Raw genomic sequence first — 13,417 nt, 5'->3', positions numbered from 1 at the left:
CGGTATTCCATGCGCGGTTTCGCCAAAGCCACGATGTTTCGCCTCCGCTGGCCGCTTTACAGCCAGCGGGCGCGTTTCAAACGTAGATAGAGCGCCCCACAGGCCGCCAGCGTACCGCCAATCGCCAGCGGGTAGCCAAACGGCGAATGCAGCTCCGGCATACTTTCAAAGTTCATTCCATACATACTGAAAATCACCGTCGGGATCACCAGGATTGCGCCCCAGCCCGCCAGCTTTTTCACCACTTCGTTTTGCTGTACCGTCACCAGCGCCAGGTTGACATGCATGGCGTTGGTAAGAATTTCGCGCATATCATCGGTATCGGTGACCACGTGATGCGCATGATCCTGCACGTCGCGGATATAGGCGCGCAGCGGTTTAGGAATAATATTTTCATGCAGGCGAATCAGCTGGTTGCATATCTCATCAACCGGCATCGCTGCGTTACGCAGTGCCAGCAGCTGACGTCGCAGCGTATAGACCTCCTGCACTGACCGGCGATCGAATTCGGTGCGGAACATCGCGCCCTCCAGCTCGTTGATACGCCCGCTGAGCGCGGCGGTGATGTTGCTGTAGTTATCCACGATAAAGTCAAAAATGCAGTAAAGCGGAAAGCCGACCCCTTTCCCTAACAATTCGGTACGCTCTTCCGCGCGCAGGCGGATCGGCGCATAGCTGTCTGAAGCCCCGTGACGCACGGTAATCAGGAATTTTTCGCTGACAAAGAAGTGGGTTTCGCCAAATTCAATGCGGTTCTCTTCGGTCAGGTGCGCCGTTTTCAGCACAATAAATAGCGATTCGCCATACTGTTCAATCTTGGGACGCTGGTGGGCGGTAAGGGCATCCTCAATCGCCAGTTCATGCAGGCCAAATTCTTCCTGCATCTGCTTCATAAACGGCGGATCGGGTTGGTATAGCCCCAGCCAGATAAACGCATCCGGCTCATTGATAATGTCGCTGATATTTTCGGGAGCAATCACTTCTCCCCGCTCTCCGTTGCGATAAACGATACTGTTCACAACCATAGCTTACGTGGCTCCCTTTATAATCTGGTTTCTTCCCAGAATAAGGGTAGACGTTATTGTCAGCGCAGCTAAAGAAAATCTGGAAAATCACCGGCTTCGGGTCGATTGCTGGGAAACCCTAACCTCTCTGAATTAACATAGCTCACCGCCAGCATTCGGCTTTAGCGGACATTATTGATTTATGGGGTTGTTTATGGCTGTTGTAGCAGATAAAGCATCATTACCCGTTTTGTCTTCGGAAGAGTGGATTCGCATTGGACAGTGGTCAACGCTGCTGCGTGAGCTGCTGAAGGGAAAAGGAGAGATGTGGAGCGCGGCCGATGAAACGCTGTTCATCCAGTTGCAGACCGCGTTGCAGTTAACAAATAAAGAAAGGGTGGAGAGCAAAGAGCCCGTTACGCCGTAAAAGAGTGACGGCATCGCCTTTATCATGTTGCCGACAAGGAAATTCGTTCCGGGAAATTGACGCCTGTGGATGAACCCAGGCAGCGGGCGCGCTTTCAGCTAACGGAAAGCGCGCCGCACAGGTTATTTCAGCAGAATAGCGCGGCAGCTTTTGCCCTTGATTTTGCCCTGTTTGAGCTTGATCAGCGCCGCTTTCGCCTGAGCGGCGGCGATAGCCACATAGGCGTGCGTTGGGGTTAAATCAATCTTTCCGATCAGATCGGCACTGAATCCCGCCTCGCCGGTTAGCGCACCAAGAATATCACCCGGACGGATTTTCGCTTTGCGACCACCGTCGATACAGAGCGTCATCATCGCGGCGGGCAGCGCCTGTGACGGCTGATTTTTCAGCGTAGCCGAAGAGACCCAGTTCAGCGTCTGCTGTAAATAGTCTTCCAGCGCATGCGCACGCACCATCTCGTCCGGCGCGACAAAGCTGACCGCCGTACCTTGTTCACCGGCACGCGCGGTGCGGCCAATACGGTGAACATGCACTTCCGGATCGAAAGAGAGCTGATAGTTCACTACCATCGCCAGCGCTTTGATATCCAGCCCGCGTGCGGCGACATCGGTTGCCACCAGTACCCGGCAGCTGCCGTTAGCAAAGCGGATCAGCACCCGATCGCGATCGCGCTGTTCCAGATCGCCATGCAGCGCCAGCGCACTGATATTGCTGTTCTCCAGCGCGGCGGCAATATCGTCGCACTCGCGTTTGGTATTGCAAAACACCACGCAGGAGGTGGGCTGCCGCTGGCTGAGCAGGGCGATCAGCAGCGTTAATTTTTCCCGGCTGCTCGCCTCATAAAAGTATTGTTCGATGGTTGGCAGCTCGGTGACATCTTCCGTGGCGATAGAGAGCGCATCATGCTGAAAACGCTTGCTGATGGCAATAATGCCGTGCGGCCAGGTGGCGGAAAACAGCAGCGTCTGACGCTGCGGCGGCGTATGGCTGACAATCACTTCCATATCTTCCAGGAAGCCCATCTCCAGCATGCGGTCCGCTTCATCCAGCACCAGCGAACGCAGCTGAGAAAGATCCAGCGTTTCACGCTTCAGGTGATCCAGAATACGGCCCGGCGTGCCCACCACAATATGCGGCGCATGCACCAGTGAATCGCGCTGTGCGGCTACCGGCTGGCCGCCGCACAGCGTCAGAATTTTGATATTGCGCGTAAAGCGCGCCAGGCGACGCAGCTCATTGCTGACCTGTTCAGCCAGTTCACGCGTAGGGCACAGCACCAGCGATTGGGTCTGGTATTGCGCAGTATCAATATGTTGCAGGATGCCCAGCCCAAACGCAGCGGTCTTGCCGCTGCCGGTTTTTGCCTGGGCGCGCACGTCGCGACCGTCAAGAATGGCGGGCAGAGAGGCGGCCTGAATGGGCGTCATGGCATCGAAGCCCATTTCGCGCAGGTTATCGAGCTGGCTGGCGGGCAGTTGCGTCAGGGTGGAAAAAGCAGTCACGGGAAAATCTCTAATCAGGCGGGTTTGCGGCGCTCAGTTTAACAGAAGTTGCGCGGGCCGACAGTAAAACGCGCAGCAAGGTTATGCCTGACGGTATAGGCTTTAACCAGCGGCAGAGTATTGTCAGTAAGACGATTGACTGTCAAAGCGACTGCGTTGGGTAAAGTCTTTTTAACAATCTGGCGTAGCGGTGAGTAATGTAACTTATTGATTTTAAAGTGCTGAACCAGGATGGCACGGAGGTTGCAAAACAAAAATTAGCAGAAAGATTAAATGCAAAAATAAGAGGAACTCATCATGGCACATCGCATTCCTGCCCATTTCGTACATACCCGTTCCACCCCGTTCTGGAATAAAGAGAGCGTGCCGCGTGCGCTGCTGACCCACCACAACACTAAAAAGGGCGTTTATGGTCGCCTTTCGGTGATGCAGGGCGCGGTGAAATATTATGGCTTTGCCAGCGAGCATGACGAAACGCCGGAAATTGAAGTGGTGATCGAGGCCGGGCATTTCGGCATCAGCCCTCCGGAATACTGGCACCATGTGGAACTGCTTACCGACGACACCTATTTCAATATCGATTTCTTTGCCGATCCGGCAGAAGAGCTGCAAGGCAAGGGCATCGGTCAGGTGGTGAACACCCATAAAGGCGCATAGTTTCTTAGCCTGGCGTGTCGGCAGGCGCATCGCTACCTGCCGACGCTTATGCCAGACAGGCTTATTCCGGCAGCAAAATAGCCTGAATTTGCCGATCGCTTAAGCTAACGCCAAAAAAGTCGTGGTAAAAACGCCGCGTTTCCTGCTGCATATCAATATCCTGAAAGCGCTGCGGATAAAGCGTTTTTGCCAGCCATAAAAACTGTAATGCTTATTCTCTGGTTTTGCGGCACCACCAGAACATCCCTTGCGGGTTGACATAAACGCGATGCTGTTGCATCGCCGCAATTCCCTGCCACTGTGCGGAGTTGCGTATAATTTCGGCATCGCGCCGATTCATCGCCACCATTACATCGGGATTAGCCTGCGCCACTCAATAACGAAGCCGCGAGTATTATTCCAGTAAATAGACGTATATTTACCAACAAAAGCTCACACCCTTCACAAAATAATATTCTGGAGGGATAATGTTTGACCTTGTTATCTACTCATGCGCAGGTGCAAATAACAAAGCCCCAATTTTACCCGGAGCTTTTTCCGTGGCCAGATTAGCAGCCATTTACAGAACAATTATGCTTAGCTCACTAATGTGCCCGGCGGAACAGGATTAAATATATAGAGAAATTACTAATATATATATCTGATATGCCTCACAAAAAAAGGCAATTCACTTTGATATAAATCCAACGCAGCAATTATTTTAAAAAGGAGTTTAAACGTCATGCAAGAATTAACTATCTCGCAGTGCAACCTTTTATCTGGCGCAGGTGGTAACTATCAAATGGCAGTAAATCTTGAGATTGCCCAGATTGTCGCAGCCAAATTAAATAACTGTAATGTTCGTGATCTTACACAGGATATGATTGCCTCTGCGTTAACCGGAGGAGCTGTCGGAGCATTTGGCGGTAGTGTAGCTGTTCCTGTTGTCGGTTCAATTCCCGGATGGTTAGCTGGCGCCATATCTGGCGCGGGCACGGGCGCACTTACTGATGGAGCTTCCTGCTGGTGGTAGCAACGAGAACGAGATTTATTAAATCGTTATGTGGCACGATATTTTTTATAGTTGCATTCTCAATCTTTAAATATTTCACTACGGAGAATTTTTTTGACTTAAAAATTATATTCCAGATCGGAATGACTGGCGTTTTGATGGGTGCCATTTTTTACAGATTTCTATTCAAATAATAAAGGCGGGCCATCGGGCCCGCCTTTATTTGTTTTTAGGGTCCTGCTCAAATTTTTGTTAAATGGTGGAATTCGCCGCGTTGCTCATGGTATCGGTCTGAACAGCCCCTGGTAAAGTCAGCATTAAAGCGGCAAAAGAGAATTTGTTTATTATCTGCTCACTGTCATATCAATATTTATATTACGGTGGCGAAAATTAGCACCTTTTGATTTTCATCACAAATCATGGCGGGAATAAACATCTTGACGGCGGCGACTGTTAACGGGGCGCGCCCGCAGGCCGCGGGCGCAAGAGAAAGGTTTAACGGTAATAGATAGCGACAGGCTGGCCGTGCAGGGTTTCGATATGCACACGAGTATCGAAAATCGCTTCGATAATCTCCGGTTGCATGATTTCCTGCGGTGTACCGCGATAGAGTACCTCGCCCTGTTTCATGGCGATGATATGGTCGGAATAGGCTGCGGCGAAATTGATATCATGGATCACCAGGATAATGGTTTTATGCAGCTCATCCGCAGCGCGACGCAGCTGTTTCATCATCGCCACGCTGTGTTTCATATCCAGATTATTCAGCGGTTCATCCAGCAGTACGTAATCGGTATCCTGGCACAGCACCATCGCAACGCAGGCGCGCTGACGCTGGCCGCCCGACAGCTGATCCAGATAGCGGTCTTTCAGCGGCAGCAGATCGAGAAACGCCATTGCCGTAACAATATGCTGATGATCCTCTGCGGTTAACCGCCCTTTAGACCAGGGATAGCGTCCAAAGCCGACTAAATCTTCTACCGTCAGGCGGCTGGTAAAGTGGTTTTCCTGACGCAGCACCGACAGCACTTTCGCCATCTGCTCATCAGGCGTTTTCGCCACCTCCAGGCCGTTTACCCATACGCTGCCGCCGTCAGCCGTCAGCAGGCGGCTGATCACCGACAGCAGCGTGGATTTTCCAGCGCCGTTAGCGCCGATAATCGAGGTAATGCCGCCCGCCGGAATGGTTTCGCTGATGCGGTCCAGCACTTTACTGTTTTGGTAGCTTTTACAAATCTCTTTAACTTCAATCACACCGCAGCCTTTTTAATCAAAAACCAGAGGAACAGCGCGCCGCCAACGAACTCAATCACCACGGAAAGCGAACCGGCCATATGTAGCCCCCGCTCCAGAATAACCTGACCGCCGACCAGCGTAATGATGCCGATCAGCACCACGCCGGGCAGCAAATAGTGATGACGATGCGAGCCAATAAGCTGATAGCTCAGGTTTGCCACCAGCAGGCCGAAAAAGGTGAGCGGCCCGACCAGTGCGGTAGAAAGCGCCACCAGCAGCGAAACCAGCAACAGAATCCACGTAACGTGTCGACGCCACGGCACGCCCAGCCCAATCGACATATCGCGTCCCAGCGCAATCACATCCAGGCTGTGACGCATCCGCCACACCAGCAGCGCTACCGCCAGCACCGCCACGGCGGAAATTGCGATGATCTCCGGCGCCGCGCGGGTAAAGGTAGCGAAAATACGGCTTTGCAAAATAGCGAATTCGCCCGGCTCCAGCAGACGCTGCAGCAGGCCGGAAATGCTGCGAAACAGCGTGCCGCACACCAGGCCCACCAGCAGCACCATATGGAGATTGATACCGATCCTGCCCAGCAGCCAGCGGTAAAGGAAAGTGGAAAACAGCACCAGCAGCGCCGCTTCACAGATAAACTGTCCCACCGTGCCCAGCATCTTTAAGCCGTTAGCATCAATAAAAAAGATCAGCATGGTCTGGATCAGAATAAACAGCGTCTCCAGCCCCATTACCGAAGGGGTCAGGATGCGGTTGTTGGTGACGGTTTGAAACAGCAGCGTGGCAATGCCGGAGGCGAAGGCCACCAGCAGCATAGTGGCGAGGATCAGGCCGCGATGCATCAGAATATAGTTAATATTGCCGCCAAGGTTAATGGTCATAAACAGCACGATGGAGAGCAGCGCCAGCGCGCTTAATCCCATTAACCGTTTAGCGGGCGTAGCAAAGCAGAGACGCAGCGAACGCCGCGCCGGTCGCATTATGGAACTGTCAGCCTGCATAGCGGCGGCTCCTTAAAATCAACAGCAGAAATATCGCCGCGCCCAGGCAGCCGAGGATCACGCTAACCGGGATCTCCCACGGAAAACTGATCAAACGACCAATGATATCGCACAGCACCACCAGCCCGCCGCCGCACAGCGCTACCCACGGAATGGTGCGGCGCAGGTTATCGCCGATGGCCATGCTTACCACATTGGGTACGATCAGACCAAGGAAGGGCAGTACGCCCACCACCACGATCACCACGCCGCTGATCAGCGCAATAATCGCCATACCGAGAAAGACCACCTGGCGATAGTTCAGGCCGACGTTAACCGCGAATTCCCGCCCCATCCCGGCGACGGTAAAGCGGTCAGCGATAACACAGGCCAGCACGGTTAAGATGCCGGTCAGCCACAGCAGCTCGTAGCGGCCCTGCAGTACGCCGGAAAAGTCTCCTGCTTCCCAGCCGCCCAGCGACTGCAGCAGATCAAACTCCATCGCCAGAAAGGTGGTCACCGCGCTGAAAATTGCGCCCAGCATAATGCCGGTAAGCGGCACCATCAGCGGCGTTTTAATCCGCATCCGCTGCAGTACCAGCAAAAACAGGCCGGTGCCTGCCAGTGCAAACAGCGTGGCGACGCCCATCTTTACTATTACCGGCGCGGCAGGATTGACGATCATCACCAGCAGCAGGCCAAGGCTGGCGGACTGCGTGGTGCCAGCAATGGAAGGCTCAACGAAGCGATTCTGCGTCAGCATCTGCATAATCAGCCCGGCCACGCTGACCGCGCTGCCGGCCAGCAGCAGGGCGAGGGTGCGCGGCACGCGGCTGAGAAAGAAAACGTCGCGCACTTCCGCATCGCTCCACAGTCGGGAGAGGGTAATGGGGCTAACGCCGACAAACAGACTCCAGGTCATCAGGCCCAGCAAAATGACCAGGCCTGCGACAAAGCTGAAACTCTTCATTAGGTTAATGATTACTCGCTTTCAGCGCTGTCCGTGGCGCTTTCTGTGTCAGCGCCGGTGCTTTCCATCGTGCCGTTAGCGCTTTCCATGGCGGCGCTGGCGCTCTGCTGTGACGCGCTGGCATCGTTCAGCATGGTGCTGATGTTATCCATCAGGCGCGTATAGCTCTGAATACCGCCAGCGATATAGAGCGACGAGGAATCAAGGTAGACGATATGTTTGTTCTGCCAGGCTTTGGTTTTATGAATCAGTGCGTTATCCAGCACCTGCTGAGCAGATTCCCCTTCGGCGCGGCCAATGGCGCTGTCGCGATCCAGTACAAAAAGCCAGTCAGGATCGGTATTCATAATAAATTCAGATGTCACCACGTTGCCGTGCTTGCCCGCCTGAGAAAAGGTGGCCGCAGGCTTAAAGCCCAGCTCGTCGAAGATAAAGCCAAAGCGGGAGCCTGGCGCATAAGCAGACATTTTGCCGCCGCTTACCATGATCACCATAGCGTTGCCGGCATGCTCAGCTTTTTCGCGTAGGGCAGCGATTTTTGCCGTAAAGGCATCGGTCAGCGCTTTCGCTTCTTGCTGCTTGTTAAAGATCTCACCCAGTTGCCCTACGCGTTGGATCAGACTTTGCGTGAACTGTTTGGTATCGACGTCCAGCGCAATGGTCGGCGCGATCGCGCTGAGCTTATCGTAGGCGTCGTGGGCGCGGCCGCCCGCAATAATCAGGTCAGGTTTGGCATTGCTGATGGCTTCAAAATCTGGCTCAAACAGCGTACCGGCATTCAGGTAAGCGTCGCCCTGATATTTCGCCAGGAAAGCGGGCAGGTGCGTACTGTTTTTCGGCACGCCGGCGACCGGGATCTGTAATGCATCGATGTTATCCAGCGTGGAGGGATTCAACACAATGACTTTTTTCGGTGCCTGAGCAACCTCGGTGGTGCCCTGCGCATGCTCAACTTTAAGGGTATTGGCTGAGGCAGCGGTTTGTGCCGTAGTGTCATCACATCCGGTAAGCGCTAAGGCAGAAGCCAGAATCGTAGTGGTAAAGAGGGCAGACAGACGCATTTTCTCTCCTGAAAATGTTAACAGAACAAAAGTAACTGTTAATGCATATGATTCGCATTCTTGATGCAGCGCCCGAATCATACCGCCGTCTCGCCAGCTTGAACAGCACTCTGTCGCCGCTCTCATCCGGGAAAAAAGAGCAGAATTCGGTAACCAGAAGCGGCCACTTAATCAGCTAAAATAATTTATATAATTGTAATTAAAGAATTTTTATCGAGATGGTATAGGTTTGCTGTTTTTTATAGCGGTGAATTATGGAGATTTTGTGAAGATTAGCGTTTAGGGAGTGTAATGCAAATAATTATCGTTATCATGCATGCGCAGAAACAACCTTATACATTTAACAGGGATTAGTAGCATGATTCATACAAAACCTTTTCAGATGCGTCCTTGTGCACTGTTATTACTGCTTTGCTTTAACGGTAGCGCCCTGGCGGCTGATGAAACGCCAGCGGACGAAGGCGTAATGACGGTGCGCGCCACGGCAGAAGAAGAACTCAAACAGCAGCCTGGCGTTTCGATTATCACTGCTAAAGACATCGAAAAAAGCCCGCCCGTAAACGATCTCTCTGACATTATCCGTAAGATGCCGGGCGTTAATCTGACCGGTAACAGCGCCAACGGCAGCCGTGGCAATAACCGCCAAATTGATATTCGCGGCATGGGCCCGGAAAATACCCTGATTTTAATTGATGGCGTGCCGACTACCTCGCGTAATGCGGTGCGCTATAGCTGGCGCGGCGAGCGCGATACGCGCGGCGATACCAACTGGGTGCCGCCGGAAATGGTGGAACGCATTGAAGTATTACGTGGTCCGGCGGCGGCGCGCTATGGCTCCGGCGCGGCGGGAGGCGTGATTAATATCACAACCAAACGTCCGACCAACGACTGGCACGGCAGTATGTCGCTGTTTACCAGCCAGCCGGAAGATAACAAAGAGGGGGCGACCAAACGCACTAATTTCAGCCTCAGCGGACCGCTGGCGGGCGATGCGCTGACTATGCGTCTCTACGGCAACATCAACAAAACCGACGCCGACGCCTGGGATATCAATAATGCGCAGAATGGCTCTTTTGCCGCCGGACGCGAAGGGGTGCGCAACAAAGACATTAACGGCTTGCTTTCATGGAAGCTGTCCCCAACCCAGATCGTGGATTTTAATTATGGTTATAGCCGTCAGGGCAATATCTACGCGGGCGATACCCAGTACAGCAACGGTAATATCAGTCCCGGAAACCTGATCCAGACGCTTTACGGCCACGAAACCAACCGCATGTACCGTCAGTCTTACGGCATTACCCATAACGGCATCTGGGACTGGGGGCAGTCGCGCCTGGGCTTTACCTATGAAAAAACCAATAATACCCGACTGCAGGAAGGCGCAGGCGGCAGAGTTGAAGGGATGATTAACAGCACCCAATTTAAAACCAGCCGTCTGGAAAACTACCGTGCCAACGGCGAAATTAACCTGCCGCTGGATCTGCTGGTAGAGCAAAATATTACGCTGGGCGCGGAATGGAACCGTGAAGAGCTGAACGATCCGGCGTCCACCTCAATGCTGAACGTTGGCGATATCGATATTGGCGGTGTCTCTGGCGATCCGGCGAAGCGCAACAGCAAAAACAATGCGGATCTCAGCGCCGTTTATTTTGAAGATAATATCGAGCCGCTGGCAGGGACGAACCTGATCCCTGGCCTGCGCCTGGATCATCACAGCAAGTTTGGCAACAACTGGAGCCCCAGCCTGAACTTGTCACAGGAGCTGGGCGACTATTTCAAGCTGAAGGCGGGCATTGCGCGCGTCTTTAAAGCGCCCAATCTTTATCAGTCCAGTGAAGGCTATCTGCTTTCCACCAGGGGCAACGGCTGTCCGCTCGGTATCAAACGTCAGTGCTACCTGATGGGCAATAATGATCTCGACCCGGAAGTGAGCGTGAATAAAGAGATCGGGCTTGAGTTTACCAATGAAGGCTACAATGCCGGTATTACCTGGTTCCGCAACGATTACAAAAACAAAATTGTTTCCGGCACCGAGCTGGTTGGCATCGCCAGCAATGGCTACCATGTACTGCGTTGGGAAAACGGCGGCAAGGCGGTAGTGGAAGGGCTGGAAGGCAACCTGGTGATCCCGGTGGTGGAAGATACCCTGAGCTGGCGCACCAATGTCACTTATATGATCACCTCGGAAGATAAAGAGACCGGCAACCCGCTGTCGATTATCCCGAAATATACCATCAACACCATGCTGGACTATCAGGTCACCGATAAGCTCTCGGCGAATGTTAACTGGACGATGTACGGTCGTCAGAAGCCGCGTGCCTATGCGGAAATCAATAAAGAGCAAAAAGACGGCATGTCAGATAAAGAGGTCGGCGCCTATTCTGTGGTTGGCCTGAACGTTAACTATGATCTGATGAAAGATTTACGGCTGAACGCCGGGATCAGCAACCTGCTGGATAAACGCGTTTACCGTGAAAACGATGGGGCTTCCACTTACAACGAGCCGGGTCGCGCTTATTACGCGGGCGTCACTCTTTCTTTCTGATTTCCACTATTTCACTCTCCTGGAGCCTGCTTTAACAGCGGGCTTTTTTATTTGCCGGTGGGAGAAAATACAAGTTAAATGGTTTACTGATGTCACTATTAACCTGGGAAACAAAAAGCGAACGGTACTATTTCACTAACATTTATTTTGCCTGATGGTGCAAAAAGCTCACGATGAGCAGGCAAATAAATAGATCATTTATGTTTGTGGAATAATAAATTTTTCTCTAACTCAAATAATTAAAGAATCGTCTTTTTTTCGCTATCGGTGAAACTTTAATTGTTTAGCTGTTATTCTGTGCGCCATTAAAAATAAGATTAATCTCATTCACCATTTGGCCCTTAATGATGGCAAAGACAAGGAAAAGAGTCGCGCTGGCCGCTGCGTTATTCCTGGCGAACGCCCACGCGGCGCTGCTTTCGCCTGCGGATCGCAATCAGGTTGAGTTTGAACAGCAGCGGCTGCTGCAGCAAAACCAACAGCAGCGCGATGAGTTACAGCGCAGCACCGACACCGATACGCATTTGCCCATCAGCGCTGCGCCCGGTGAGGCACCCGATGGCTGTATCGCCGTGCAGCAGATCATTATTGAACAGGCCACACGGCTTAGCAAAAAACAACAACAGCGCTTGACTGCCCCTTATTCTGGCCACTGCCTGGGCATGCCGCAAATTAATCAGCTGATCCGTGACGTATCGCAGTGGTATATCAGCCGGGGCTATATTACCAGCCGCGCCTTTATTACTGAACAGAACCTTGCCAGCGGTCAGCTGCATATTACCGTGCTGGAAGGAAAACTACAGGCAATTCGTCTGAACGGCGGCGATGCGCGTCAGTTAAGTATGGCGTTCTCGGGTCTGGTCGGCAAACTGCTTAATCTGCGTGATATTGAACAGGGCATGGAGCAAATTAACCGGCTGCGCACCACACCGGTTCAGATTGAGATATTGCCTGGCGATAACCCCGGCTACTCGATTGTTAATTTAACCGCCACGCCGGAATTCCCGCTCACCGCCTCGCTGAGCTTTGATAACAGCGGGCAAAAAAGCACCGGCATGGGGCAGCTTAACGGCTCGCTGACGGCTAATAACCCGTTGGGCCTGGCGGATAAATGGTTTATCAGCGGTGGCCGCAGCAGCGCTTTCTCTCACGCGCGCGATGCGCAAAACGTTCAGGCTGGCGTCAGCGTGCCTTACGGCTACGGCCTGCTGGATTACAGCTACAGCTGGAGCGATTACCGCAGCACCATCAATAACAACGGCTTTAACTGGCTATCACACGGCGACAGCCAGGCGCATCGTCTCTCCGGCTCCTGGGTGCTGTTTCGCAACGGCGATATCAAAACCGGCCTGATGGCGGGCATAAGCCAGCGCAGCAGCCATAACTGGCTGAACGACACCTTGCTGCACAGCAGTAGCCGTCGCCTGACCAGTTTTCAGCTTGGTATCAATCATACGCAGAAAATCGCAGGCGGCGTTGCCACCTTTAATCCCACCTTCAGTCGCGGCATGCCCTGGTTTGATGCCGAACATGACGCAGGGAAAAGCGGAGATCTGCCGAAGGCGGCATTTCGTAAATGGAGCCTGAACGCCAGTTTTCAGCGTCCGCTTACTCAGGATCTCTGGTGGCTGACCAGCGCCTATGCACAGTGGTCGCCGGACCGGCTGTACGGCAGCGAGCGCCTGACAATTGGCGGCGAAAGCTCGGTGCGCGGCTTTAAAGAGCAATATCTCTCTGGCGATAACGGCGGCTACTGGCGCAACGAACTCAACTATCGCCTTTTCACCCTGCCATATATCGGCGACGTGAGCAGCACGCTGGCGCTGGACGGCGGCTGGCTGCAAAAGGATGCGCAGGATCCCTGGGCCTCCGGCACGCTGTGGGGCGGCGCCGTCGGGCTTGGCAGCCGTAATCGCTACTTTTCTACCCAGTTCACGCTTGGCGTTCCGCTTAGCTATCCCGGCTGGCTGGCACCGGATCATCTCAGCATTAACTATCAGGTCGCTTTGGTTTTTTAAGGGGCAAA

Annotated in this window: 10 protein-coding genes and 2 pseudogenes; 5 read left to right on the top strand and 7 right to left on the bottom strand. The window is 53.1% G+C overall.

Translation table 11 applies throughout. The features are described from left to right. Positions 1–56: 56 nt before the first annotated feature. On the bottom strand, positions 57–1,025 hold the full coding sequence (locus ACQE32_RS10235) for a magnesium and cobalt transport protein CorA (protein ID WP_426974682.1): 969 nt from the start codon (positions 1,023–1,025) through the stop codon (positions 57–59). 193 nt (positions 1,026–1,218) lie between these two features. Here ACQE32_RS10235 and ACQE32_RS10230 point away from each other — a divergent pair, with 193 nt between their 5' ends. After that, positions 1,219–1,431, top strand: a complete 213-nt coding sequence (locus ACQE32_RS10230) for a hypothetical protein (RefSeq protein WP_426974681.1) — start codon at positions 1,219–1,221, stop codon at positions 1,429–1,431. A 122-nt stretch (positions 1,432–1,553) separates the two neighbouring features. Here the strand turns inward: ACQE32_RS10230 and dbpA are convergent, their stop codons facing one another. Further along, on the bottom strand, positions 1,554–2,933 hold the full coding sequence (dbpA, locus tag ACQE32_RS10225; RefSeq protein WP_427021700.1) for an ATP-dependent RNA helicase DbpA: 1,380 nt from the start codon (positions 2,931–2,933) through the stop codon (positions 1,554–1,556). Positions 2,934–3,230: 297 nt separating this feature from the next. Here dbpA and ACQE32_RS10220 point away from each other — a divergent pair, with 297 nt between their 5' ends. Beyond that, on the top strand, positions 3,231–3,590 hold the full coding sequence (locus ACQE32_RS10220) for a DUF1971 domain-containing protein (RefSeq protein WP_426974680.1): 360 nt from the start codon (positions 3,231–3,233) through the stop codon (positions 3,588–3,590). A 61-nt stretch (positions 3,591–3,651) separates the two neighbouring features. Here the strand turns inward: ACQE32_RS10220 and ACQE32_RS10215 are convergent. Beyond that, positions 3,652–3,963 (bottom strand): annotated as a pseudogene (locus ACQE32_RS10215) (ABC transporter substrate-binding protein); the annotation flags it as partial. A gap of 348 nt (positions 3,964–4,311) precedes the next feature. Here ACQE32_RS10215 and ACQE32_RS10210 point away from each other — a divergent pair. Next, a complete protein-coding gene (locus ACQE32_RS10210; RefSeq protein WP_427021699.1) occupies positions 4,312–4,602 on the top strand; it encodes a hypothetical protein in 291 nt (96 codons plus the stop codon). Positions 4,603–5,076: 474 nt separating this feature from the next. Here ACQE32_RS10210 and ACQE32_RS10205 read toward each other — a convergent pair whose 3' ends face one another. The 4 genes and pseudogenes from ACQE32_RS10205 to ACQE32_RS10190 form a co-directional block, all read right to left on the bottom strand. Then, positions 5,077–5,835, bottom strand: coding sequence for an ABC transporter ATP-binding protein (locus ACQE32_RS10205; protein ID WP_426974679.1), 759 nt, complete (start codon positions 5,833–5,835; stop codon positions 5,077–5,079). After that, complete coding sequence (locus ACQE32_RS10200; protein WP_250652674.1) at positions 5,832–6,815, bottom strand: iron chelate uptake ABC transporter family permease subunit; 984 nt, start codon at positions 6,813–6,815, stop codon at positions 5,832–5,834. Before ACQE32_RS10200 ends, ACQE32_RS10205 begins: the two co-directional genes overlap by 4 nt. A gap of 10 nt (positions 6,816–6,825) precedes the next feature. Continuing rightward, positions 6,826–7,785, bottom strand: a complete 960-nt coding sequence (locus tag ACQE32_RS10195) for an ABC transporter permease (protein WP_426974678.1) — start codon at positions 7,783–7,785, stop codon at positions 6,826–6,828. Positions 7,786–7,892: 107 nt separating this feature from the next. Continuing rightward, a pseudogene (locus ACQE32_RS10190) lies at positions 7,893–8,846 on the bottom strand (siderophore ABC transporter substrate-binding protein); the annotation flags it as partial. A 358-nt stretch (positions 8,847–9,204) separates the two neighbouring features. Here ACQE32_RS10190 and ACQE32_RS10185 point away from each other — a divergent pair. Continuing rightward, positions 9,205–11,391, top strand: a complete 2,187-nt coding sequence (locus ACQE32_RS10185; RefSeq protein WP_427021698.1) for a TonB-dependent siderophore receptor — start codon at positions 9,205–9,207, stop codon at positions 11,389–11,391. A 344-nt stretch (positions 11,392–11,735) separates the two neighbouring features. Further along, positions 11,736–13,409, top strand: a complete 1,674-nt coding sequence (locus ACQE32_RS10180) for a ShlB/FhaC/HecB family hemolysin secretion/activation protein (protein WP_427021697.1) — start codon at positions 11,736–11,738, stop codon at positions 13,407–13,409. Positions 13,410–13,417 lie beyond the last annotated feature (8 nt).

It is taken from the genome of Pantoea sp. FN0302 (assembly GCF_050113775.1).
Lineage (GTDB): Bacteria > Pseudomonadota > Gammaproteobacteria > Enterobacterales > Enterobacteriaceae > Mixta > Mixta alhagi.
This window is presented reverse-complemented; position numbering and strand designations above follow the sequence as displayed.